The following is a 24,168-nucleotide window of genomic DNA, read 5'->3' on the forward strand; positions in this document are numbered from 1 at the left end:
ATTCCTATTTTTTATGCTTTATCGTTGCAATGTATCCTGTGATTGCCAAAGCACAGACTAGAATAGCCAATATGAAAAATAGCGCATCATTCTGCACATGCGGGCTAATGACTGTACCTGCAGTTGGACTCATAGGCTCTATTATCGATACAGTTCCAGAATTTGTATTTGCAACGAATACGAGTCCGTTAGCCGGGTCCACGCAATCCCTGAATGGATAGATACCAACTGGAATTATGGCTTCAACTCCTTCTGTTGTTGCGTTGATAACGTAAACATCATTTGAACCAGAATTGGAAACATAAAGACTGTTATCGTATGGATCATAACATATGCCTTCAGGCCCAGATCCTGTATTGATCGTGGAAAGGACTCTTTCCTTGCCATTTATTATTGATACGCTATCCGAATTGAAGTTGATAACGTAGATGTATCCATTTTCCGGATCGTAGGATAGATCCTGCGGACCGGATCCTACCTGAATTGTGTACACAACACTTTCAGAATCAGGATTTATAACTGAGATATTGTTTGAACCGAAATTACCCACGTATATGAACCCGTTGGCCTGATCGTAAACACCATTGAACGGGCTGGAGCCTGTTATAATGGAGGATATAACGGAATTATTTGACGGATTTATAACGGAGACGTCATCAGAGAGCTGGTTTATGGAATAAACATATCCATTTGATGGGTTCACTACAATACCAGCTGGGCCTTCCCCGACAGCAATATTCCTCAACACAGTTTGCGTCTGAGTATCCAGCACCGATACATTGTCTGTATCGTAGTTTGCAACGTATACGTAATTGTTGTATGGATCATAGGCTATTCCTGAAGGGCCCCAACCAACATACACCTTTGCTATAACGCTGTAATTCTTATCCAGCACGTATACGAAGTTTGAGTATGCATTCGTTACGTACAGATATGAATTTACAGGATCATATGCAAGCCCCTGAGGTCCGGATCCTATTGTCAAACTATAATATACCTCGTCGGTGGATGTGTTTATAAATGATATGTTGTTTGTATATTCATTTGCAACCGCTATTTCATTGCGACCGTTACCCATAAACAACCCATACGGATTCAAACCCACGCTGATATTGGTGATTGAGCTGAAATTGATCGCGTTGATCGCAGTGACTGTGTCTGAGTCAAAATTGGAAGTGTACACCTGGTCACTGTAATTGCAGAACATCACCTGCAATGGATCTGAACCAACTGGTATCGTCCTGATATATGTTCCATTAGGCCCTGTGACGGTTATCGTATCTGAACCCTGGTTATCGATGAATACCTTTCCGTTTAGATTGTCTATTGCCAGACTGGATGGGGACGATCCTGCTTCAAATGTTCCGACTGTACTTAAAGTAAGTGGGTTGATAACAGATACCATACCGTGGCCATACTGTGAAACATATATGTATCCATTGTACTGGCTATAAGCAACTCCGGAAGCCCCAGCAACTGATATGTTTGCCACTACACTGTTTGATCCAGATATGACAGTTACCGATCCAGAGTACGAGTTGGCGATGAATACCTCATCAATCTGAGGATCATAAGCGATGCTCTGAGGGCCTGAACCAACTCCTATTGTGTCTATAACTGACATGAGGTGCGTATTTATCACAGAAATATCGCCCGAGTTCTGATTTGCAACATAGACAAGCCCATTACTTTCAACATACATGACTGATATTGGACCAGAACCAACAGGCATTACATTCGCGATCCTGTATGTAGTCGCATTTATCACATACACATTATCTGTAAAGTAATTCGCCACAAAGTAGCAACCGCAGTCAGATGCGTAAGCACCTGAAGTTGGAACTATGGCATTACCAGTATCCATAAAATTTCCAGATATCACGCTATCGTTGATAAGGTCAATAGTTTCACTCGTGTTGTTTGCCGACATCTTTGTGTTTTGCACGTATGCAGGTTGGTGAATGGTAGATATTGATCCTGGCGCTGAATACGAACCAATAAACAGGAAAATTAAAATAAACACAGAAACCGTATGTTCTGTATTCATCCACTAGTCCTCAATATTAGAATTTATCTGCGGCAAGCCATTCCAGATCTTCGTCGACTCCATTATTTTCAACTATTTCTTTAAAAACAAGCGCACCTGGCCTGATGTATCTCTTCTTTGTTTTAAAGTCTACCTTGAGAAGCCCGAATTTCTTGGAAAATCCTGATGCCCATTCATAATTGTCTGTCAATGCCCAATGCAGGTAGCCCTCAACCTTTGCACCGTCTCTTATCGCACTTTCGAGATTCTTCAGATGGGATGCCACGTATCTGGGCCTCAGTCTGTCGCTATCGTCCGCAACTCCATTTTCAGATATCATCATCGGAAGCCCGATATGCTTCTGATAGGACATGACGAGATGGTATATTCCTTCAGGATACACTTCCCAGCCGGTGTCGCTGGAGGATCTTCCGTCAAGAGACCTCTTGTTCTCGCCAGTTGCATACCCATATCCAGGTACTATGGCCCATCTGTCACCGTCTTTTTTAACAACATCCCTGCTGTAATAGTTAACACCCACCCAGTCAAGATGATTCGCCATATCCTCCCGCTTATCAGAGCTATAATCCAGAGAACGATTCTGCGCGGCATTTGCATACCACGATAGATCTCCCTTGGTTATGGCGTCGAAGAACGAGTATCTTATTTCATACTCTGCAAGATCCCTTGCCTCTCTGTCCTCATCAGTCAATGGCTGCATATCTCCATTGGCATACACTATGCCAACAGGTTTCTCTGAAAATTTTTTTATGCTGTCATATGCCCTTGCATGGGCTTCTGCGAACAGCTTTTTCCGTATTGCCATAGAGTCCGGTCTCCAGTCATTGCTGCACTGGCCATTGAAAAGTATATTTGGTTCATTCATCGTGCTCCATCTATCAGCAAGATCATCGAACGCCCTGGCAACATAAGCCGCAAACTTGGCAAATTCCACAATTGAGCGTGTTGTAAAGCAATTTCCAACTGCATTATCCTTTTCGATATCTCTCTTCGACGGGTCGTTTATCCACACTGGAGTGGACCAATGGTACAAATTGATGATAAGGTAATTTCCGCGATTCTTGAAATCCGAGAATATGCTTCTATAGTGATTCACGGCATCTTTATTTGCAATCTTATCAAGTTTGTCAAGATCCCTGTCTGTGATATCAACATTCAGCACGTCGCCCCTGTCATTTTGTACACTGACCTTAACTTCCTCAGTTGATTTTGGAAATATTCTTGACCATTCTATACCTATTCTAGCTGCATTCATTCCCAGATGCTGAGCGAAATCATGATCCCTGTGGTATAGATCCCAGTAACCTGCACCGTTTTCAGGCAGATCTCCAGAAACCACATGGTTCTGAATGTTATACTTATCGTGCGTCCATACATACCAGTCTGTATTGGGATCAGGATCACTTATTCCCATCTCAAACTGAAACCCTGCCTCTGAAAACCCAAATTTAAAGCCTTTAGGAAACACCTTTATCCATTTTCATGAACTATTTAAAAATTCCCAGAGTTATGATACTCATACATGTAGTATTGAAGGATGCAGTAAAACGGATATCATCTTGATATCCTCGAGGGTCGCCGTCTTACCACCAACCGAGTATGTTCTATCGCCTACATTGATATAGAAGGTATTCCTGACAAAAGGTATTTTTTCAGTCTTCAAGATCTCACCCTTCCATGTCCTTCTGTCATCGTGGTAGAATCCCTCTACTTCCGCAAATACCCTCATGTTTCGCGACAGCAAGAAGTCTATGGCATCGCATGTTATCCATATATTGCAAAATTTGATGGATTCAGCAATGAAGAAGTCCCTTATGATTACAGCCTGACTCCACAAGGATTGATTAAAATAATATGACATAACGTGTATGAAATTATCTTCTTCAAAATATAGGGCATATTCTTTATTCTCCCTCTCTCCTTCAACCGATACGACGCATGATTTTCTATCCGAAATGGCCATTTCTGTTGGTTTTCCATTGATCTTCCGTATAAGTGCTCTGCCGTCAAATGCAACATCACCGTCAGTGAAGACAAGTAGTACCACTGTTACCTTCCTGCTGCTGGCCCTCTGAAGATCCTCCCTGAGATCGTTGAATTTCTCCTGAGATAGAGATATTATTATTTCATTCTGCGCCTCATTTATCATTGTCTGCATCTTCTGAATTATATTATCGTATCCCTCAACAAGAGAGAGAAAAGTTGAGTATCTGTCAGGGTAGATTTTCTTGTTTTCAACGTATCTCTGAAGGTTCAATGAGTATGATTCTAGCCAGTCTCTTTCCTTCTTTAGGACCTGCGATACAGGTATTGCCTTGTACATCTTCTTCTTACCTATGCTCTCCTCTATGAACCCCTTCTTTATAAGCGAATTAAATAGATCATAAACCCTTGGCTGCGGAACTCCGGTCATCCTTACAATCTCTGTAGATGTCATTGGCCCTTTTATTACCAGAGCTTCGTATATCTTTATTTCATATGGCGAAAGGCCGAATTTCGAAAGCCCGGAAAATATATCACTATCCATCTATAGTAGGTTATCCAAAAATCAGTAAATAAGTTTAGCACAATGTTAGCTCACACCCACTTTCCATTCAGGATAACGCAGACAACGCCTGAAATGCCTTCCATCGTCACTGGTAAGTTCAGGATGTTTAGAAACACATTGAGGCACTGAAAATGGGCATCTGGTATAGAACTGGCATCCATTAAAATCTTCCCTGAAGTTTCCTGGATTTCCAATGAGCCTGTATCCTGTGCCCCGTTTGGCGCCTATCCTCGGCATGCTTCTCAGCAGCAGAAAGTTATAGGGATGTTGGGGATCGTTGAGCATTTCGTCCCTTGGGCCAAACTCCACGATCTCACCTGCATATATCATGGCTATCTCATCCGCTATCTCATAAAGGATCGATAGGTCGTGCGTTATGAAGATCATGGTGAGACCACTCTGCCTCTGTATGGCCTTCAGATCCTTAAGTATCTCATGCTGAACCAACACATCCAGACCTGTGGTAGGTTCATCGAGTATTACCAGATCAGGCCGAAGCAGAAGGGACATAGCTATTACGACACGCTGGCGCATTCCCCCGCTGAGTTCGTGCGGGAAACTTTCAAGAACATTTTCGCGCAACCTCACCATCTTTATGGCAGCCTGTATTCTATCCTCGTTTTTCTCAGGCTGAAGGCCATGCGCTATTAGCAAATCATAGAACTGATATCTAATACGCTTAACAGGATTTAGAGCATTCATGGCCGCCTGAGGGATAAACGAAAACCTCGTTGCTCTTATTCTCCTCAGATCCTCTCCATTTATTCTCAATATGTCCTGATCATCCAGGTAAACCTGCCCAGATGTTATCTCACCAGGGTACTTTAGAGATCTGTATATGGCCTGAGCAAGTGTACTCTTTCCAGAGCCAGACTCTCCAGCGATTCCCAGTATAATGCCTTTCCTCACCCTGAGGTTCATATCATTGATTATTACGGAAAATCCATTCTCATTGTAATATCCCACAGTGAGATTCTTTATGTCAAGAATTGTATCTTCGTACATTTCACTGCCTCATATTCTCTTATATGGATCAGGGGCGGCCTCTATCAATGATCTTGTATAATCATCTCTAGGATTTGACAGCACATCGTCTGTCTGGCCTTCTTCAACTATCTCGCCATTGTGAAGAACGTAGATCCTGTCCGTGATCATGCTAACCGTATTAAGGTCATGCGTAATGTAAATTATGCTGATGCCAAGATCCTCTCTTATTCTTGAAAGCAGTTCAAGTATATCTATCCTGAGAGATACGTCAAGCATTGATACAGGCTCATCCGCTATCAGAACCTTCGGCTCCAGTGCAAGCGCTCTGGCAAGGTACACTCTCTGACGCTGCCCGCCTGAAATCTGGTGCGGGAACTTATCCCGAAAATAAGAAGGCGGGTCAAGTTTAACCATCTCGAGAAGTTCATCGATCCTTTCATCTATATTACCCCGATAGTGGTGTATCCTCAGTGGCCTCCTAATATGCCATGATATGGTATGATAGGGATCCAGCGAAGCATAAGGATCCTGAAAGACCATCTGAACATCGGATCTATATTCCCTGAGCTTCATGCCTCTGTAATTCGTGACATCCCGACCCTCGAATACCACCTTTCCGGTTGACGGCCTGTAGAGGAGAACAAGAACTCTGGCAAGAGTGCTTTTTCCGCTCCCACTTGCACCGACCAGACCAAGAATTTCTTTCTGATATAATGTTATGTTAACGTTGTTGAGTGCAGTGATATCCTGAGTACCCATTAATCCAGTCTTCATCTGGAATATTTTGGATACGCCCTCTGTTTTCAATACCTCAATCATTTTTAACTGCCCTCCTTTTCTTCTGATATACTCTCAACGATGGGTTGGCCATTTCGTCCAGTCCAAAATTGAGAAGTATGAACGAGAACATCAGCAGGGATATCATTATACTTGGAGGCAGTATCCACCACCACTGGCCTGTCAAATAGGCCTCGTTATTTATGGCCCAGTATAGCATGGTGCCCCAGTTCACCTGTTCAATATTACCCACACCAAGGTATTCGACAAACGTCAGGCCCATTGCACCGTACATGGATGTGAAGAAAAAGTTGGAAACAACGACAGGCATTATGGCGCGCATTATCTGCCTGAATATGATGCTCAGCCTAGACTCGCCTATTAGCAGTGAAGACAGTATATAGTCCCTCTTGGCTATGGAAAGAGTTATGGATCTGAATGTCCTGGCTCCAAAGGCCCAGCCAGTTATTACAAGTATTATTATAGTGGGCAAATAGCCAAGACTCTGATGTATGCCAAGAAAGTATGTCCCGAATAGCATTATCAGCAGTACGCCGGGAACGACCAGAAATATGCTTATTATAGCGTTTATAGCCCCGTTAACCGCAGGGGAACTGAATCCAGCCAGAAGCCCGACAAATACAGATATCAGTGTTCCTGCTATTCCGACCGAAAATGCTATCATAAGGGTTGGAGCCGCCCCAGCAATCAACTGTGAGAAAACGTCCTGACCATAGCCCGTGGTTCCAAGAATATTGACGGAATTTGGAGGCAGCGCCTTTGCAAACAGATAGGCCTCGGGATTATAGGGCCTATAAAATATGCCTATAATTGAGAATATCACTATGGATACCAGAAGAATGAATCCAGCCTTAGATTTGCTGTTCTTGAGTACTATCCCCATCGAATTTTCAAAGCTAATGATCCTTCCTGTCAATCTGCCCAGAAGGTTATTTTTTGTTCTGTTTCTTACAAAATTCTTATCCTCCATTCATTCACCTTCCTGCCTTATCCTTGGATCAAGGAAACCGTATAGGAGATCAACCACTAGGTTTCCGGCAAGAACGGCTATCACCACCATGAGGAAAATTCCCTGCATCAATGGATAATCCAGTGAGTTTATCGCGGTTATCATGTAAAGTCCCACGCCAGGATATGAGAAGATAGATTCCTCAATTATGACTCCACTTACGGAGAGTCCTATGGACATGGCGAAACCAGTTAGATTTGGAAGTAGAGCATTTTTATATGCTATACTTTTGATCTGATAATCCTTAAATCCAAGATTCTCGGAATAATTAATGAAATCACTGTTAAGATTCGGTATGATGTTATTCCTCATGCCGAGAACCCAGCCACCGAGCGAGGTCAATATTATGGTAAGCACGGGAAGAACCGCATGGTATATCACGCTAATTATGAATGGCACATTGAAGCCCATATTCACATTCACGCCGTAGGCACCACCAAGGGGAAATATATGGCCGTAAACAGAGAATATATCCAGAACTATAAAGGCAAGAACAAACGCAGGAAATGATGCCATGAACATTGCGAATACATCTATGGCTAGATCCTTGGAGGTGTTTCTGTTTATACCAGCATATCTTCCCAATCTGTTTCCAAGGAAAAATGAGATCGTTATTGATGATATAACCAAAAATAATGTCCATGGCAGCGCTTCCGCTAGTATTGCAGACACAGGCTCCGGATAAAAGGCTATTGAAAGGCCGAGATTTCCATGGAACAGATTCCACAAATACTGAAAATACTGGTCATAGATCGGTGCATTTGATATTCCGTATTCCACCTCGAGCTGATGCAGATATGCCGGATTGACTCCGCTTCCGCCGGCCTTTAGTATTTCATTATAGACAACAACAGCTGGATTTCCAGGCATCATCCTTGGTAGAAGAAAGTTGACCGTTATGGCGCCGATAAAAATCCCGAAAAAAAGAGATATTTTTTTAATTATATATTTAACTGGTATCTTCATTAGCATGCGCCTTAGCACTTATCGAGGCTTAATCCTTTCTATTGCCTCTTTATCCTCCTATTTCTTATGTACACTGCTGCGACAGCTGCCACTATCACAACAATCGCCACTACCGCCGCTATATCGTAAATCAAGGGGTTTACACCGCTTGCCACGTTACCGCTCTTAGGGTAAAGATGCAGTATGACGACTTCATCTGGCCCCGGATACCATGGCATCGGTATCCAGAAAGGATTCTGGGCGTTTGGCCATCCTCCTATTGTGCTGTTGACATATTCATACCAGTCTGCAGAATACACGACGTACACTATGGGCATCTGCTGGAGCATTATTGAAGCCATCTTATTTATGTAAACATCCTGCTGCGTGGTGTTTGTCAACGCTGTGAAATTATGGAAGTACTGCATGAAGCCGGTACCTGTGGCGTTCCATCTCTCAGGGTTGACATAGGCCGGTGATGATGCTTTGACAACCGGACCAACGAGTCCGCTGTAGTCGTACCATGCATTCGGTCCTATACCCGTGTCCACATATAGCGCCATCTGATACTGACCATCTGTCACATCTTGAGACACCGTATTCTGGGTTGGCGTTTCAAGATTCACGGTCAATCCCAGCTGGTTAAGTTCGTTCGCTATCAGAGCTATATCTGTATCCCAGTCAGAATAACCTGCAACAGACATAAGATTCAGAGTAGGCACAGGCGTGCCGTTAGGTGCTGTCAATCTTCCTGTGGTCGAATTTATGATAAAACCATGGTCTGCCAGTATCTGCTTGGCATAGGTCAGGTTGAATGTTGCCAGTTTGTTTGCAAGGGCTAGATTTGTAGAGTTCAGCTCTCCAAGCTGCTGATAAAGTAAACCTGCCGCATTGGCCGGCTGCTCATAGCCGTATTCCCCGATGTTCATTATGGCCGTCCTGTTAATGGCTACACTGATAGCCTGCCTGAAGAAGGACATGTTCAGGGGATAAACCATGTCGTTTAGGAGAAGCGTCACTGGCTGGCCCTGCGGGAACCAATAATGATTGTACTGCGGATTCTTGGAAACGAACAGCGTTGTTATGTTCGGCGCAAATACCGATGCCCACTGGACCTGACCGGACTGCATGGCCAATGTCAGCGCACTGTTGCTTGTATACTCAACATATACCACTGTCTTTATCTTTGGTTCACCCTTCTGCCAGTAATTCGGGTTTGCTGTGAGGACTATCTTCTGCGGCGAAAAGCTCTGCAAAACGTATGGGCCCGTTCCTATGGGGTTCGTAACTATCTCCTTGAGGGGATCTGTGCTGTTAGCGAAGAGTTGCTCCGGTACGATAATATTCGAACCAATGTAAAACAGATACTCGGTGTTGGGTGAGGTGAAGGTGAAATTGACCTCATATGGATTCACGGCTGTAATGTTTTTTATCACTCCCCACTCACCAAAAAGGGCCTTCTGTTCGTTAAACGTATACACAACATCACTCGCATTGAATGGTAATCCATTACTGAATTCAACACCATGCCTCAGATACATCGTCAGAATTGTTGCATTTGAATTCCAAGAATATCCCGTAGCGAGCCATGGTATGACGGTACCATTGTATGTATTTATCTGCAGCAAGGGTTCATAAATTAGCCCCATTATGCCAGCAGGAGTAAGCCAGACTCCATCGAATGGATTGAAATTATCTGTAAACGCTGGTGTCGGTCCTGGCGAAAGATACAGAGTAGATGAATTATCATTTGAGGTTGCTGAAAAACTGTTGATGTGCAAATTTGACTGCTGCATAGGGCCGTATACTGCGGTAGCTACTGTAAGAGCTGCGATCGCTACAGTTATAACTGCAACGAGTTTCTTTATTGTTAAGAGATTTCTTAACATAGGTCGCAGAGTTTAATGTGCTTATTTAAAGATTTTCAAAATTGGCATACTCATATGTATAGTATTGCCGTAAAATGCGTATATATGTCAGATCGATATCTAAACTTTAATTAGGTCTAATTAATATCAAATTCAAATATATAGCTCTTCTTTACGATCACTTAGAACATGCGGAATCAAAACCTATAAATTTCTCTAAGCAGAATCTAAAAAATAACAGAGATGCTGTTCTCTGCATCTCATATGGCTTTTCAGTAGGAAAGAAGCTTGTATAAAACGCCCTTCTCCGAATGCAACCTGTTTTCAGCTTCATCAAATATAACGCTGTTTATGCTGTCAGCAACGCCATCGGTGACCTCTAGGCCGCGATGTGCGGGAAGGCAGTGCATGAATATGTAATCCCTCTTGGCATTGGACACGAGCTTCTCATTTATCTGGAAATCCTTGAAGGCCTTTTCCTTTTCTCCCTTCTTTGATTCCTCGCCCATCGATATCCAGACATCCGTGTATATGACATCAGCATCCCTGGCTGCTTCTACCGGATCGTTTGTTATGGTGATGGACGATCCATGCTGCTTCGCTATGCTTCTTGCCTTCTCAACGAACTCCTGCTTCGGCTCAAACCCCTTTGGGGATGCTACATACATGTCGGTTCCAAGTATTGCTGCCCCCAGCATCAACGAATTTGCCATGTTATTTCCGTCGCCTATGTAAGAAAATTTAAGGTTTGTGAACCGCCCCTTCTTCTCCTTTATGGTCATGAAATCGGCAACTATCTGCAACGGGTGCTCCACATCGTCAAGCGCATTTATAACCGGTATGCTGGTGCTTCTAGCTAGTTCCACCACGTTCCTGTGGTCGTAAGCACGGTATGCTATGGCATCCAGAAATCTCGAAAGTACATGCCCGGTATCTGATATGGTTTCGCCCCTGCCCAACTGCATCTCTGATGGGTTCAGGTAAACAGCATGCCCACCGAGCTGATCTATCGCAACTTCCAGCGACGTCCTAGTCCTCGTGCTCGGTTTCTCGAATATGAGGCCCAGAACCTTATTTCTCAGCGATTCATAGCTTCTGTATCTGTTTTTCTTCAACTCAATGGATAGATCGATTATTTCGCTCAGATCCTTTTCCATGTCCAGCACTGAGAGTATATCCCTTTTGCTCATGTTCACTCCTCCAGAAGCTTCGGTATATCCTGTGGATAATCTGCAACCTTCACGCCTGCCTCAGCGAAGGCCTTGAGCTTTGATTCGGCAGTACCGACCCCACGCTCTATTATTGCACCTGCATGCCCCATCCTCTTGCCTGGTGGTGCACTCCTGCCCGCTATGTATGCAACGACCTTCTTCTTCACGTGCTTCTTTATGTAATCGGCGGCCAGTTCCTCGTTGTTTCCACCGATCTCTCCTACAAGAACAATGCGCTTTGTCTTTTCATCCTTCTCGAACATCTTAAGCACGTCTATGAACGTCAGGCCGACCACACGGTCCCCACCAAGGCCTATAACGGTGCTCTCTCCCATTCCTGCTTTCGTAACCGCGTACACTATTTCGTAGGTCAGCGTGCCGCTCCTTGAGGCTATGGCAACATCGCCCTCCTTGAATATGTGGTTTGGCATTATGCCTATCTTGCTCTCGAAAGGCACCGTTATGCCAGGCCCGTTGGGGCCAAGAACGGTTATGCCGCGCAGGGAAGCTTCTTTGACTATTTCCATCGTGTCCTGGTATGGGACATGTTCGGTTAGTATGTAGACTATCTTTAGCCCGTTGTCTATTGCTTCGTAGGCCGCATCCTTGACGTATGGAGCCGGTACCGATATCATGGTGGCATCTGGCTCATACTGCATGGCCTCTGAAACAGAATTCACTATCGGCACCTTATCGGCGAACTTCGTTCCGCCTTTGCCAGGTGCAATTCCTGCAACAACTTTTGTGCCAAACTTGAGCATTTCACCGGTGTGGAAAGAACCCTGATGGCCGGTAATGCCCTGAACTATCACCTTAGTATTCTTATTTATCAGAACCATTTTAGAACACCTTCGTGACCCTTTCAATGGCTGGCATCATCTCGGAAAACGCCTCAATCCCGTTCTCCTTCAGGATCTGCCTGCCTTCCTCCTCATGGATCCCGCTCAACCTTACTACTATTGGTATCTTTATGTCGAACTTCTTCTTCGCATCGACTATGCCCTGAGCCACGGTATCGCATTTCGTGACTCCTCCAAATATATTGACCAGTATGGCCTTTGGCTTGGCTTCAAGCACAAGATCGAACGCATTCACAACTATGTCAACGTTATCTGTTCCGCCAAGATCCAGAAAGTTCCTCGGCTTGCCCTTATGCAGCAGAAGCGCATCCAGTGTGGCCATGGTGAGCCCAGCACCATTTGCTATCACACCAATGTCCCCGTCAAGCTCCACAAAGGCATAGCCCTTGCCCTCGGCCTTCAGTTCCAGAGGTGTTTTTTCCGGATCCTGTATGTTGAATTCCCTGTGCCTGAACATTGCATCGGAGTCTATCACAACCTTGGCATCTGCAGCTATGAGCTTGCCATCGTTCGTCTCCACCAGCGGGTTAATCTCAACAAGCTCGGCGTCCTCGCCTTTGTAGACATTGTACAGCTTCTTCAGAAGATCCAGAAACTGCTTTGACAGATCCGGGCTCAGCCCCATAAAAGTGGACGCTTCTCTTCCTATGAAGTCCGAATATCCAAGCGATGGATCGATTATCCTCTTGAATATTTTCTCATCCGGAACCGTTTCAATCTCAACACCACCCATGGCACTTGCGATTACAGTTGGTGCTCTTGCTGATCTGTTTAGCGTTATGCTCACGTAATATTCATGCTTTATGTTCAGCATATCTTCTATGAGCACCTTGGTCACGGTCAGATTCCTTACCTTTGCTCCCAGAAGTGCTTTCACAGCGTCTTTGAGCTCTTGATCCGTCTTAGCGAACTTTATGCCTCCTGCCTTTCCCCTGCCTCCTAGGAGAATCTGCGATTTCACAGCCACAGGGTTTGTAAGTTTTCTGACCTCATCTACGCTTGAAACAACATATCCGTTGGGTACAGGTATTCCGTACTGACGGAAGATGTCCTTCCCCATGTATTCATAAAGATTCAATAGATCACCGTACCAGTGATTGCATAATGTCATAATAACGTTTTTCGATTCATCTTTTTATATTAAGAGATAATTAAAGGCAGAAATTCAAAGATCAACCGGAACAGTATATTCCTGAATATGGTTCATGAATCATGTGAAGGCGTCAGCATGCCAGATCAGGAACCTTGTGCTTCATTCTGGGAACAAGGATAAAGGAATAGACAAATGGCATTATGAAGATCAGATAGGAGATCGAGTGGTTTAATTCAAACAGGGAACCGCCCACCGATGATCCTATGGCAAAACCTATCGCGTAAAATGTCTCGTAGTAAAAAACACCCGTATTGGGCGATGTGGTCGCCGATATATATGAAAGTATCTTCGAAAAACCTATGGCAGAAGCCACTGCAATGACGATAACGAATGGTATTATTAGGTATATGCTGAGGGAAACAAGCAGTATCAACGGCGAAGCACTCATAATGGCCGTAATAAGTGCATATATGGTTACACGAATCCTCCGGACGAAGTTCAGCAGGAAAAAGACGAGGGCCTGGATACCGGCAAACAGAGTCTCTATTACGGCTATGTCAACATAGGAATATCCATGGAGTTTCAAGTATGGGACTATGACGTAGAAGAAAAACCCTATCGCAATGCCGCTGAATACCAGCGGAAGAATCATGATCACGGATGGCTTCTCCCCATGATCCTTGGCCAAGTATTCTTTCGGGTTGGGAGCCAGAAAGCCTGCCAAAGCAAAGAATACGATGCCAACTATGAAAAGGGGCCTGAATCCAAGGTACTGTATCATTGCTCCGGCAAGTATAGGTGCAAAGGCCATTGGAAACCCCCATGATGCCGTGTACTTCTCTGCATTTCCAGTGCCTGAAGCGTACCCCAGGTATATTTCCATGGAGATCCAGAAGAACGCCTGAACTATCGAGACTATGCCTATCACGTAGGCGAACGTGCTTTTAGTAGAAAACAAGAAGAGCAGCGTTGCCATTGCGCTCAGGAATGGTATCATTCTAAGCGATATTCGTATCACAGATGATCCGGCCTTCAGATATGAAGCGGATGCTATTCCAAATGAAAGGTTGGAAACCATGCCTATTATTCCTATCTCGGTGTAATTGAGAGAATACCTCACGCCAAGCAGCGGAAATGCAAAGCTTATCGTTAGCCATGCCATCGAAAAGGCCATGCTCGATGATACTATTCTCGTTGAATCCTTCAAGCTCCCATGCCCGATTATTAGCCTGTACTTATGATCTTTCGAAGAGCATCGAAAAACGAGAGAATGATATTATAGATCGATAAGGGTACTGGCGGCGAAACGAAATAAGCTATGGTTATCTCAAACCACGCGCTATATCTTATAAAATTCTAATCAGATATTGGTGTTCCAAAGCTCTCTCCACGGGAGATATTGTTAATTGCTCTTATTATGTGTATTACCTCAGAGAAATTGTAAGCCGTGGCGTCTGCCAGCGATAGTAGCCTCGCATCCACAGGATTGAAAGCGATGAAGAACGCCGAGCTCTTCCGCATGGAATAGTCAGCCAAGGAATCGCCTATAGATATTGCTTCGCATTTTTTCAGACCGAATTTTTTCAAGTAAAGATCAAGATTCAAATCCTTCCTGTCAGGATCAACATGCCTTATAAATTTGAGTTCTCCCCTGTAATCCATCACGTCATTGGCCACATAATCATCTAAGTGGTATGTCTCGCTCAATTTTCTGGCATAATTGATCACGCCTGCGCTTATTATCACTGACTTTATGCCGGTATATGAAAGAAAATCAGCCATCAGGTGGAAATCGTAGGTTACATCCCTAGCATCGAAACTGTTTTCAATATACGATCGTAGCTCAAGGCCTGGAGGAACATGGAACTTTTTCCCGTGCCTTGAGATGCTCTGAAACGCATAGTTCCTGTTGCCACCAGCACCGTAAATGCCAGAAAGGGCTTTTTCCCAGGAATTTCTGTTCCTAAGTATAACGCCGTCCATATCGAATGCTATCAACTTTATCGACGTATCTGTGCTTATCATATCGAAACCTAGCGGTCTATTCCATATAGCTTTTGCTCCAATAATATATATATGTATATAGAATGCTCATTTTATATATAAATGCATAATCCTGAACAGTATTATATCTCCTTACAACCACGCCTAATGTTGGAACGCCCAATTATTTGGACTAAGATTCGGCTGTAAATTCTTCGAAAAATTTTACAAACAAATAAGCAGGAATTCTTATCATCCCTTTATAAGCCCATACAGAAAAATCACTGTACCAACGACCAAAGGTATGATAAAATTCGGATGGTATCCCCTTACAGCGAATAATGCAATACTGAATATCCAGATAACTACACCTATGGCCATAAGTCTCGAGTTCATAATGCCAATGCCTGCAATAGGGGATGTTTGATACATTAAAAAGGCTATGCTATTCCATTCCTACATTCCATAATAGACCGAAAACCAATACTTTTGGAGCTAATGCAGTATCTGGAAGTTTATCAAATTTATTGGTTACAAACATCCTATTGAATATAGATCGGATATAGAAAATTAAAATTCGAATGCGGGCCTAGGATAAAAGGCATCTGAAGCAAAAGATCCTTATCGCATAAGTTCTACTGAAAGTGGGATATGAAAATCAGAATCAATAGAATTTAAACTTCCAGTCCGACTCCATTTGAACCCCTTCAATCATTTTAGTTACTAAATTACGGATATGCAATACTTGAATCAATGGTAAGAAAAAATATCAACACAGTAGGCCTAGATTTATCAATAGGATATTTACATGAGATAGCACCGTCAAAGCATCCCCTTGTTTATGATCTACAGGAATTATTCAGATATGTTGTTGATTATTCTGTCATCGAAATATTGGAAACCAAGTTAAAGAGATCAGATTTCATAATCACTGAGAATTATCATATCCGTTTGAGACTTGATACGGCTAAATTGTTAATTGAAAAAATAAAGAACAATTTCAACAAGCGATATGAATTCAGGAATAAACAGCATACACTTGAGAACATAATCTTTGAGAATGCCAGGGAATTTAGTAGATACATCTTAGGAAAGACAAAAACACTAGATTTCAAGATACCTGATATTGAAATCTCAAGGAATGATACCATTGACATAAAGAACAGGATCATATCAATTGATCCTGAGAAACGGAAAGCCTTGAAGATAAACAAATCTACATTGTGGTATCAGCAAAAGAAGATTAAAGAAGACAAAACGATTAAACTTTATAAGAAGACAAGGGCGAAAATTGAATGAACGGGTCTGATGTGTCTAATGAAAATTATAACATTGATTTCGAAAGGGTCAAAGAACTTATTTTAAAGTATGAGCAAGTCAAGAAATCAGGTGAAATCAAAACGTACAACGAGGAATCAACAAAAAAGGATTTCATAGAACCTCTTTTTAAATCACTAGGTTGGAATTTTTCAAATAGAGGAAAAACTAACGATTCAGTAAGCGCCGAGGAAACAATATCCAAGAAGAGGGTTGATTACGGATTCAGGATCAATGGAATACCTAAGTTTTTCCTTGAAGCCAAACCCCTAAGAGAAGAGAACATTCAGAATAACTCAAAATACGTAACTCAGGCGATAGACTATGCTTGGATGAAATCATGTTCATGGGCAATACTCACAAACTTTGAAACGGTTGCCGTTTATAATGCTGACTGGAAAGAATCAAATTATGGAAGTAACTTGCTCTTTATTCTCCATCCAAATGATTTTCTGACGGATGAGAGATTCAAATATCTTTCAAAGAAGGCCTTCGAAAATGGCGAGTTAGACAAGATAGCATCTAAGTATGGAAAAAAGCAATTAAAGAATCCCATAGACAAACAACTTCTGCAAGACATGATCCATTTCCGAGAGGTTCTCTCAAAGGATATAGTTAAAAATAATCAAGATAAACATCTTACTCAGGACGAAGTAGACGAATCGGTGCAGAGGATCCTTGACCGTTTGATCTTTATAAGGAATGCTGAGGATAGAGGCTTAGAAGAGAATCAGCTTCAATCCATTTTAAGGCAATGGTATGAAAAAGGAAAAGGCCATCTAATGAAAGAAATATCAAGGATATACAAGGATTTTGATGACAAATATAACAGCAAGCTCTTCGCGCACCATTTATGTGATGATCTTTACATCGACAACGAAGCACTTCAAGAGGTCATCGAAGGCCTTAACCATTCTAAGGATGATTCTTACAGATACGATTTCTCTGTAATTGAATCAGACGTATTGGGGAATATCCTCAAATCAACGCCTAAAAGGGCTAAATTAGAGGAATCAAAGACACATAGGAAAGAACAGGGCATATATTATACGCCCTCTTACATAGTTGATTATATAGTAAAGAACACAGTTGGTGAATATATCAAAACTCACACACCAGAGGAAATAAAAAAGGTCAGAATACTTGATCCAGCTTGTGGTTCTGGCAGTTTCCTGATCAGAGCTTATAAGGAATTAGAAAATTACTGGAAACAAAATTCTGATTTTGCTCAGCTTACTTTGGATAGCGAGGAATTCTATTCAAAGAAGGTTGAAATTCTCAGAAATAACATATATGGCGTTGACCTTGATCCAAAAGCAGTAGAAATTGCTCAATTAAACCTACTGTTGCAGATTTTGGAGAAAAAACAAAGATTGCCATTGCTACAAAATAATATTAAGGTTGGAAACAGTTTGATTGACGATCCTTCTATTTCTGATAGGGCTTTCAAATGGGAAGAGGAATTTCCGGAGATAATGAAATAGGGTGGATTCGATACCATAATTGGAAATCCACCATACGTTAGAATTCAAAATCTTAATGATGAGGAAACTGGGTGGTTCAACAAAACTTTCAAGTCTGCATACAAGAATTATGACATATACCTTTTATTCGTTGAAAAATCATTTGATTTATGCAAGGAAAACGGCATAATAGGTTTTATAATACCATCAAAGTTTATCAATGCATATTATGGGCTAGGCTTGAGGAATCTAATTAGTGAAACAAAGTCCTTGTATAAGCTAATTGACTTTAAAGACGTACAGATATTTGGCGACGCAGCCAACTACACCTGCATACTGTTTCTTAAAATCTATAAAAACGATGTCTTTTCCTACATCTTTCCGAAATCAACTGACACATTTACAATTCAATCTGTTTCCAATGTGGACACATTCCAAGAATACAAATTACCACTTCCCAAACCAGACCATCCGTGGATTCTATCCGAGAACAAAGTAAGCGAATTAATAAGAAAGCTTAGTAGAAAAGGAATCCCCCTGGAAATCATTTCAAAAAATATATTTCAGAGTTTAACGACAAGTGCAGACGGTATATACTTTGTACAAGTCGAATCAGAAACAAGAGATACGGCTAAAATAAGGAATATAAAAAATAATCTGGAATTCGCTGTGGAAAAGACAATTCTCAGGAAACTATTGAAAGGCAAAGACATAAGGAGATGCTCTGTGGATTGGAAGGGGTCTTATGTTGTGTATCCTTATTTAGTAAAAGATGACAAAGCCTCTTTAATCACACTATCCGAAATCAAGGATCGGTATCCTCTTGCTTATGAGTATTTCAAACATTATGAACTACAATTGAAGACTAGGGAAGATAACAAACTCAAAGATGATGAGAATTGGCATCAATACATATACCGGAAAAATCTTGAAAAATTTGAACAAAAGAAAATTGTAACCCAGGTTCTTGCGTCTAAAAATACATTTGCAATAGATTTGAATGGAGAGTTTTATTTTGTCGGTGGTGATAATGCCGGTGGGTACGGAATCGTACTAAACGACAATAATCAGAATATGTACTATTTTGTGCTAGCTCTTCTTAATTCTAATGTTCTGGAATTTTATCTAAAAAACATCAGTACACCTTTCAGAGGTGGATATTTCTCTTACGGAAAGCGATTCATTGATAAATTACCACTGCTGATACCAAAAGACTCAAGATTTGATTCAGTTTCATCACTGTCTAAAGAACAAATGAACATTTCAAAGAAAATGCGGAACTTCCCTAATACAGACGAAAGAGACCTTTTGGAAAGAGAGTATGATAAAAGATGTCAAGAACTGAATCAAATGATTTACGAAATATATGGGCTTAACAAATTAGAAATAACACTTCTTGATGATCGATTATGTCAATAGAGTTAATTATTTTAAAAATTGCCCACGAGATATATAATTTCATCAACAGTATTCTGGGATTTCCATGGATTTCAGCAGTTGTTCCAAGTGCTTATATACCGTATCTTGCACCAATTTCATTGATTATAGCGGGTTCTCTAGCTGAACGTCACTACGTTGGAAGAATACCTATTTTCACAAATACCATTGCATTGAATGTCCTGTTCTATTACTCCCAATCAAATTTTGCATATTTCGGTACTTTGTTTTTATCAGTTTCTGAATGGTATGCTAATATTGGCCTAATAATGGGGCTTATTGCTGTTATGTCCTATGCTTCAAACGGAAAACGAAGTAAGACCTATTACACGATTGCTTGGGCCTACTCATCAATAGTGGTTGGCTTATTGATTGCTATCTTCTATGCATACCCTTACCTTTCTTAATGCAGAGTTATTCTTAAATGCACCCTTATAGCTTAGAAAGCCACCAGAATATTTTTTTTTGAATATTTGTTGAAATCCAATAAGGTCTACTAAAATTGTCGAAATGAGGTATTAAAATCACAACTTTTTTTGGTCTTATCTATATCCCCACGTATACAATGGGCCTGGCCGGATTTGAACCGGCGATCTTCTCCGTGTGAGGGAGACGTCGTAGCCACTGGACCACAAGCCCTCTCTTCGGTATTGATCTCATGGATATAGATTTTTCAATCCTGAACGCAGGTCATAAATTATCGGCTTTAGGATAAAAATTATTAACATAAAAACGATATTTGAATGTGCCGGTAAAACAGCTGACGCTATTTGAGGAAGAGCCCGAAGAGATAAAATGCAAATTTTGCGATATAATTTCGGGCAAGACAGCGTCAGAGATCGTCTATTCCGATGAGAACTTCGTGGCATTTCTGGATTATAAACCTCTGTTCAAAGGGCACACCCTCCTTGTGCCCAGAAAGCACTTTGCGGACATTTACGCCATGGATGATTTAACGCTTTCAAAAATGATGAAGACCGTTACAATTATCTCTATGGCTGTTGAACGTGCAACGGGATCAGATGGCACGTTCATAGCCATCAACAACAAGGTCAGCCAGAGTGTCCCTCATGTGCACGTTCACATAGTACCGAGAAAGCACAAGGATGGACTGAAGGGTTTCTTCTGGCCCAGGCAGTCCTATTCAGAGGGTGAGGAAAAGGACTACGCGGACAGGATAAGGCGTGAAGTACAGGCCCTGATCGATACTAAGAGAGCATAGCCATATTTTTCATATAGTAAACAATTAACCTGTGTGGCGAAATTATACCCTTTGTTCGTCGGAAGCGCATCATTTTTCCTCAGCTACTATGTGAGGCTCTCATGGACAATCCTCTCCGTCTACATGCCATTCAAGCCAACCGTTGCGCAGGAAGGCTTCGCCTTTGCCATATTCTTCGTCGGATACGTGATAGTGCAGATACCTTCCGGTTTCATATCGGATAGGTATTCTGGGGGCATCGTGATATCGCTTTCCCTGATAGGCCTGGCAGTATCAGCAATTATGTCTGCACTGTCCCCGGATATAGAATGGGAATACGTTTCCAGCCTGATTATGGGTCTGACCGCAGGATGGGTTTACCCTGCATCCATAAACGTCATGAATCATTATTACCGTGAGAACAGGAGTGTTTACATAGGATACTATAGTATAGCCTGGCCTCTGGCCATAGTTCTATCCGGATTCATGCTACCATATCTTGCGCTGAAGATCGGCTGGCAGTGGGGTTACTATTCTTCAGCCATCGCATCGATCGTAATAGCGATCATGGCATTCAGTCTGAAGACAGAGCATTCAGGGTACAGCATCGATCCTAGCCTCATAAAGAACAGAGATGTTCTGCTTCTCTCATTTGGAGGCTTTCTCTTCTTCATATCGTACTGGTCCCTTACGCTGTATGCCTACAAGTATTTCGTATCGATAGGCATAAGCCCAGTGATTTCCGGATTCGTATTTTCCTCAATGGCCATAACAGGGCTGTTCTCAACATCCCTTTCTGGATACATAATATCACGGATCGGGACAAAAAACGCTGTTGTCATATCCCTTGTAGCCTACGGGATCATAATATTGGCGTTTTCATTTATTCGAAATGCAGTTCTTCTGATAGTCATATCGCTAGTGATGGGATTCTTCAGGTTCATCATAACGCCCGGAAATTCCGGCCTTTCCATAGAAATAGGAAGGGAAAGGGCAGGAAGCGTTTCTGGCATAGCCAACATGTTCTGGCAGTCCAGCGGGATCGTCGGGCCGATCGTGTCCTCTGCACTTATCCTGGATGTGGGATTCAGGAATCTATGGATAGTCCTGGCCATAATGGTATTCCTATCCACGTTCCTGTACCGTGGTATAGCAACTTCATTCCATACAACAGCTCATCATGGAGATATCCCTCAGAAATGACTGCGCTGCAAGCTTTATGCCTTCATTGACCGTCGGGAACACATGTGGCGTATCTATGACATCGCCCACAGTCATGCCTGCATGGAGGATCGCTGATGCCTCGTTTATCATGTCCGCTGCGTTCTCTGCAACGATCTGTATCCCAATTATTCTGCCCGTTCCCTGTTCTGCTACTATCTTTATCATCCCTCGATCATTCCTCAGTATCCTCTCCTTGGGCACGTCGGTGGTGTATATCGATCTGACATCGTAATTCAAGCCGGCCTTAAGGGCCTCATCCTCCGTGTAACCAACTGACGCGTATTCCGGACTCGTAAATACCGCAACTGGAAAACTATTCAGATCGACGCTTATGCCCGCATGATCGAACATGTTCTCGGCAGCTATGACACCTTCCTTCGATGCAAGCGTTTCAAGCTTCAGTCTCTGCTTGACCACATCGCCTGCCGCGTATATCTTCCTGTTGGATGTCCTGAGAGTGCTGTCAACCTCAATGCCGTACCTGTCATACTTCACGCCTGTCTTCTCAAGATCCAGATCGGCATTCGGCGATCTTCCTGTGGCTACGAGGATCTCGTCAGCCTCAATCTCATGCTGAACACCATTTTTCTCGAATCTAACGATCTTCTTACCGTTCCTGACTGAGACATCTTTAACCATGGATGAAAGTGAGAATTCAACACCGTCACTGGCCATGGCATCCATTACCATCTGCGCCATGTCCTTAGATATGCCAGGAAGTATCTGATCCGCTATCTCAACTATGTGCACCCTGCTTCCAAGCCTTGCAGCTGCCTGGCCTATCTCAGATCCAATGGGCCCGCTGCCTATTATGACAAGACTCTCTGGAATTCTTTCCAGGGCCCAGAACTCGTTGCTTGTTATGTATCCAGCATTGGCAAGCCCGGGCACTGCTGGTATGGATGGCCTGCTTCCCGTAGCTATTAACACGTTGTATCCGAACAGTTCCTGTCCGTCATCCAATTTAACCCTGCGATCTCCCGTGAAGACTGCGCGTGATCTGTAAAGGTCTATGTTTTCATATCCAGAGATCACCGCTTCATACTTGTTGTGCCGTTCCTCGTCAACAGCCATCCTTATGAAATCCATCACTTCGCCAGTCTCAACTGCGTATGTGGCCTTTAAACCGGGATACCTCGGCTTCGCTATGTACTTCAGGTTCTTCGCAGCTGAGATGAGCATCTTCGAAGGGACGCAACCAACGTTAACACATGTTCCGCCAAGCGGCCCTGTGCCGACCATCGCTATGCTGGCCTGCCCAGACGTTATCTCCGACGCTTTTATGGCTGCTGAGAATGCTGCAGCGCCGTACCCTAAAATGAGAAGATCGTACTCCTTACTCAATCTTTCTTACCTCCCCTCTGTACCTTGTAACCTTGAATACCCGGGCATCCTCCAGTTTTTCAGGCGAAATCTTGCTTTCGTCTATCACCACCTCAGCCCTCTTTTCCGGCAGGGAAACCTCTGCACTGAGGACTCCGTCCACGCTTTCCAGACCATTTTTAACGGTGACAGCACAATCATCGCATGTCATTCCGTATATCTTCATCTCAACCTTCTTCATAGTTGTATATTGGATTAAAATATATAATCAATAAAGTAAAAAAATCCTTACCTTAAATGGACTTGGAATGTTTTTAAGAAGTGTTGTGACATTGCCGTTTGTTCCATTTTTCTGTGGACAGCTGATGGCTGGTGTGATAAACGTGGCAGAAGACAGCACAAAGGATATAAATAGGCTGATGGGTTTTGCGTACTTCCTAATTATCTTCGCAGTAATAGTGGCCATCAGCCTTGTATTCAGGGTAGCGCTGCTTGCGCCTCCCTTTGCCGTTTCGGCCTACCTCATTACGGTGGCCCACAGAGGCAAGTATTCCATGCCTGAATCCGTACTGATATCGTATATCGCGGTTATATTGATAACAACGGCTTTTCACCTTTCAATTGGCGTTGGGCCGATTTCACTGTATTTAACGACACTTGCTGTGGCTGCCATCATAACTTTCACGAAGTATAGCCATCCACCCGCGATCGCTCTAGCAATATTCTCTTTCATTGTGCATTCGGACGTTATCTTTGCAGAGTCCAGCCTGATCATAGTTGCCGTACTGGTTGTATCCGATATTCTCATTCATCGTACATTAAGGGGGAAGAATTCGCTCTCTTAAAGAGCGCAG

Annotated in this window: 20 protein-coding genes, 1 tRNA gene and 1 pseudogene; 6 read left to right on the forward strand and 16 right to left on the reverse strand. The window is 42.8% G+C overall.

Annotation, left to right across the window (positions count from 1 at the left end; all coding sequences use genetic code 11):
* Positions 1 to 4 precede the first annotated feature (4 nt).
* The 13 genes from TA_RS06830 to TA_RS06890 all read right to left on the reverse strand — a co-directional run bounded on the left by TA_RS06830 (position 5) and on the right by TA_RS06890 (position 15,391).
* Positions 5 to 1,864, reverse strand: coding sequence for a YncE family protein (locus TA_RS06830; protein WP_162053267.1), 1,860 nt, complete (start codon positions 1,862 to 1,864; stop codon positions 5 to 7).
* 199 nt (positions 1,865 to 2,063) lie between these two features.
* Complete coding sequence (bgaS, locus tag TA_RS06835) at positions 2,064 to 3,515, reverse strand: beta-galactosidase BgaS (RefSeq protein ID WP_010901730.1); 1,452 nt, start codon at positions 3,513 to 3,515, stop codon at positions 2,064 to 2,066.
* 48 nt (positions 3,516 to 3,563) lie between these two features.
* A complete protein-coding gene (locus tag TA_RS06840) occupies positions 3,564 to 4,574 on the reverse strand; it encodes a TrmB family transcriptional regulator (RefSeq protein WP_048162078.1) in 1,011 nt (336 codons plus the stop codon).
* A 45-nt stretch (positions 4,575 to 4,619) separates the two neighbouring features.
* On the reverse strand, positions 4,620 to 5,600 hold the full coding sequence (locus TA_RS06845) for an ABC transporter ATP-binding protein (protein WP_048162080.1): 981 nt from the start codon (positions 5,598 to 5,600) through the stop codon (positions 4,620 to 4,622).
* Between the two features lie 9 nt (positions 5,601 to 5,609).
* The gene (locus tag TA_RS06850) at positions 5,610 to 6,401 is read right to left on the reverse strand and encodes an ABC transporter ATP-binding protein (protein WP_048162082.1); all 792 of its coding nucleotides are present in this window, start codon (positions 6,399 to 6,401) and stop codon (positions 5,610 to 5,612) included.
* Complete coding sequence (locus tag TA_RS06855; protein WP_010901734.1) at positions 6,394 to 7,350, reverse strand: ABC transporter permease; 957 nt, start codon at positions 7,348 to 7,350, stop codon at positions 6,394 to 6,396. The genes TA_RS06850 and TA_RS06855 overlap by 8 nt, the downstream gene beginning before the upstream one ends.
* Positions 7,351 to 8,361: an ABC transporter permease gene (locus tag TA_RS06860; RefSeq protein WP_241761830.1), complete on the reverse strand. Its 1,011-nt coding sequence runs from the start codon at positions 8,359 to 8,361 to the stop codon at positions 7,351 to 7,353. It abuts the gene before it with no gap.
* Positions 8,362 to 8,393: 32 nt separating this feature from the next.
* Positions 8,394 to 10,223 carry an ABC transporter substrate-binding protein gene (locus TA_RS06865; protein WP_010901736.1) on the reverse strand — a complete coding sequence of 610 codons (1,830 nt, stop codon included), beginning with the start codon at positions 10,221 to 10,223 and terminating at the stop codon, positions 8,394 to 8,396.
* 251 nt (positions 10,224 to 10,474) lie between these two features.
* Positions 10,475 to 11,392, reverse strand: coding sequence for an ornithine carbamoyltransferase (argF, locus tag TA_RS06870; protein WP_048162084.1), 918 nt, complete (start codon positions 11,390 to 11,392; stop codon positions 10,475 to 10,477).
* 2 nt (positions 11,393 to 11,394) lie between these two features.
* Entirely contained in the window at positions 11,395 to 12,252 is an 858-nt protein-coding gene (gene sucD, locus TA_RS06875; protein ID WP_048162086.1) for a succinate--CoA ligase subunit alpha, read from the reverse strand.
* 1 nt (position 12,253) lies between these two features.
* Complete coding sequence (gene sucC, locus TA_RS06880; protein WP_010901739.1) at positions 12,254 to 13,351, reverse strand: ADP-forming succinate--CoA ligase subunit beta; 1,098 nt, start codon at positions 13,349 to 13,351, stop codon at positions 12,254 to 12,256.
* 145 nt (positions 13,352 to 13,496) lie between these two features.
* Complete coding sequence (locus TA_RS06885; RefSeq protein ID WP_010901740.1) at positions 13,497 to 14,573, reverse strand: MFS transporter; 1,077 nt, start codon at positions 14,571 to 14,573, stop codon at positions 13,497 to 13,499.
* Between the two features lie 149 nt (positions 14,574 to 14,722).
* Positions 14,723 to 15,391, reverse strand: coding sequence for an HAD family hydrolase (locus tag TA_RS06890; RefSeq protein WP_048162088.1), 669 nt, complete (start codon positions 15,389 to 15,391; stop codon positions 14,723 to 14,725).
* Positions 15,392 to 16,102: 711 nt separating this feature from the next.
* On the opposite strand from TA_RS06890, the gene TA_RS06895 reads away from it, so the two are divergent.
* The 3 genes and pseudogenes from TA_RS06895 to TA_RS06905 all read left to right on the forward strand — a co-directional run bounded on the left by TA_RS06895 (position 16,103) and on the right by TA_RS06905 (position 19,973).
* Positions 16,103 to 16,648 (forward strand): CRISPR-associated endonuclease Cas1, encoded by a 546-nt coding sequence (locus TA_RS06895; protein WP_010901742.1) that lies wholly within the window; start codon positions 16,103 to 16,105, stop codon positions 16,646 to 16,648.
* Positions 16,645 to 19,548, forward strand: a pseudogene (locus tag TA_RS08450) (Eco57I restriction-modification methylase domain-containing protein). The gene TA_RS06895 and the pseudogene TA_RS08450 overlap by 4 nt, the downstream one beginning before the upstream one ends.
* Entirely contained in the window at positions 19,539 to 19,973 is a 435-nt protein-coding gene (locus TA_RS06905; RefSeq protein WP_010901745.1) for a hypothetical protein, read from the forward strand. Before TA_RS08450 ends, TA_RS06905 begins: the two are co-directional and overlap by 10 nt.
* A gap of 159 nt (positions 19,974 to 20,132) precedes the next feature.
* Here the strand turns inward: TA_RS06905 and TA_RS06910 are convergent.
* Positions 20,133 to 20,205 (reverse strand) — tRNA-Val (locus tag TA_RS06910).
* 106 nt (positions 20,206 to 20,311) lie between these two features.
* Here TA_RS06910 and TA_RS06915 point away from each other — a divergent pair.
* Together TA_RS06915 and TA_RS06920 are read left to right on the forward strand one after the other, a co-directional pair.
* A complete protein-coding gene (locus TA_RS06915; RefSeq protein WP_241761831.1) occupies positions 20,312 to 20,788 on the forward strand; it encodes an HIT family protein in 477 nt (158 codons plus the stop codon).
* A gap of 51 nt (positions 20,789 to 20,839) precedes the next feature.
* Entirely contained in the window at positions 20,840 to 21,970 is a 1,131-nt protein-coding gene (locus TA_RS06920) for an MFS transporter (protein WP_241761832.1), read from the forward strand.
* Here the strand turns inward: TA_RS06920 and merA are convergent.
* Complete coding sequence (merA, locus tag TA_RS06925) at positions 21,926 to 23,335, reverse strand: mercury(II) reductase (protein WP_010901748.1); 1,410 nt, start codon at positions 23,333 to 23,335, stop codon at positions 21,926 to 21,928. The two genes, TA_RS06920 and merA, sit on opposite strands and share 45 nt — an antisense overlap.
* Entirely contained in the window at positions 23,328 to 23,555 is a 228-nt protein-coding gene (locus TA_RS06930) for a heavy-metal-associated domain-containing protein (RefSeq protein ID WP_010901749.1), read from the reverse strand. The genes merA and TA_RS06930 overlap by 8 nt, the downstream gene beginning before the upstream one ends.
* Positions 23,556 to 23,679: 124 nt before the next feature.
* Between TA_RS06930 and TA_RS06935 the strand changes: the two genes are divergently transcribed.
* On the forward strand, positions 23,680 to 24,159 hold the full coding sequence (locus TA_RS06935) for an HPP family protein (protein ID WP_048162091.1): 480 nt from the start codon (positions 23,680 to 23,682) through the stop codon (positions 24,157 to 24,159).
* The last annotated feature ends 9 nt before the right edge of the window (positions 24,160 to 24,168 follow it).

The sequence above is a fragment of the Thermoplasma acidophilum DSM 1728 genome, assembly GCF_000195915.1.
GTDB lineage: Archaea > Thermoplasmatota > Thermoplasmata > Thermoplasmatales > Thermoplasmataceae > Thermoplasma > Thermoplasma acidophilum.

Coding starts and splice junctions, on each gene's coding strand:
- TA_RS06890 (WP_048162088.1), bottom strand. CDS start 15,391: ATGATAAGCACAGATACGTCGATAAAGTTGATAGCATTCGATATGGAC.
- TA_RS06830 (WP_162053267.1), bottom strand. CDS start 1,864: ATGGATACTGGTAATGCCATAGTTCCAACTTCAGGTGCTTACGCATCT.
- TA_RS06850 (WP_048162082.1), bottom strand. CDS start 6,401: ATGATTGAGGTATTGAAAACAGAGGGCGTATCCAAAATATTCCAGATG.
- sucD (WP_048162086.1), bottom strand. CDS start 12,252: ATGGTTCTGATAAATAAGAATACTAAGGTGATAGTTCAGGGCATTACC.
- argF (WP_048162084.1), bottom strand. CDS start 11,392: ATGAGCAAAAGGGATATACTCTCAGTGCTGGACATGGAAAAGGATCTG.
- TA_RS06905 (WP_010901745.1), top strand. CDS start 19,539: ATGTCAATAGAGTTAATTATTTTAAAAATTGCCCACGAGATATATAAT.
- TA_RS06840 (WP_048162078.1), bottom strand. CDS start 4,574: ATGGATAGTGATATATTTTCCGGGCTTTCGAAATTCGGCCTTTCGCCA.
- TA_RS06865 (WP_010901736.1), bottom strand. CDS start 10,223: ATGTTAAGAAATCTCTTAACAATAAAGAAACTCGTTGCAGTTATAACT.
- TA_RS06845 (WP_048162080.1), bottom strand. CDS start 5,600: ATGTACGAAGATACAATTCTTGACATAAAGAATCTCACTGTGGGATAT.
- TA_RS06860 (WP_241761830.1), bottom strand. CDS start 8,361: ATGCTAATGAAGATACCAGTTAAATATATAATTAAAAAAATATCTCTT.
- TA_RS06930 (WP_010901749.1), bottom strand. CDS start 23,555: ATGAAGAAGGTTGAGATGAAGATATACGGAATGACATGCGATGATTGT.
- TA_RS06895 (WP_010901742.1), top strand. CDS start 16,103: ATGGTAAGAAAAAATATCAACACAGTAGGCCTAGATTTATCAATAGGA.
- TA_RS06935 (WP_048162091.1), top strand. CDS start 23,680: ATGGCTGGTGTGATAAACGTGGCAGAAGACAGCACAAAGGATATAAAT.
- TA_RS06855 (WP_010901734.1), bottom strand. CDS start 7,350: ATGGAGGATAAGAATTTTGTAAGAAACAGAACAAAAAATAACCTTCTG.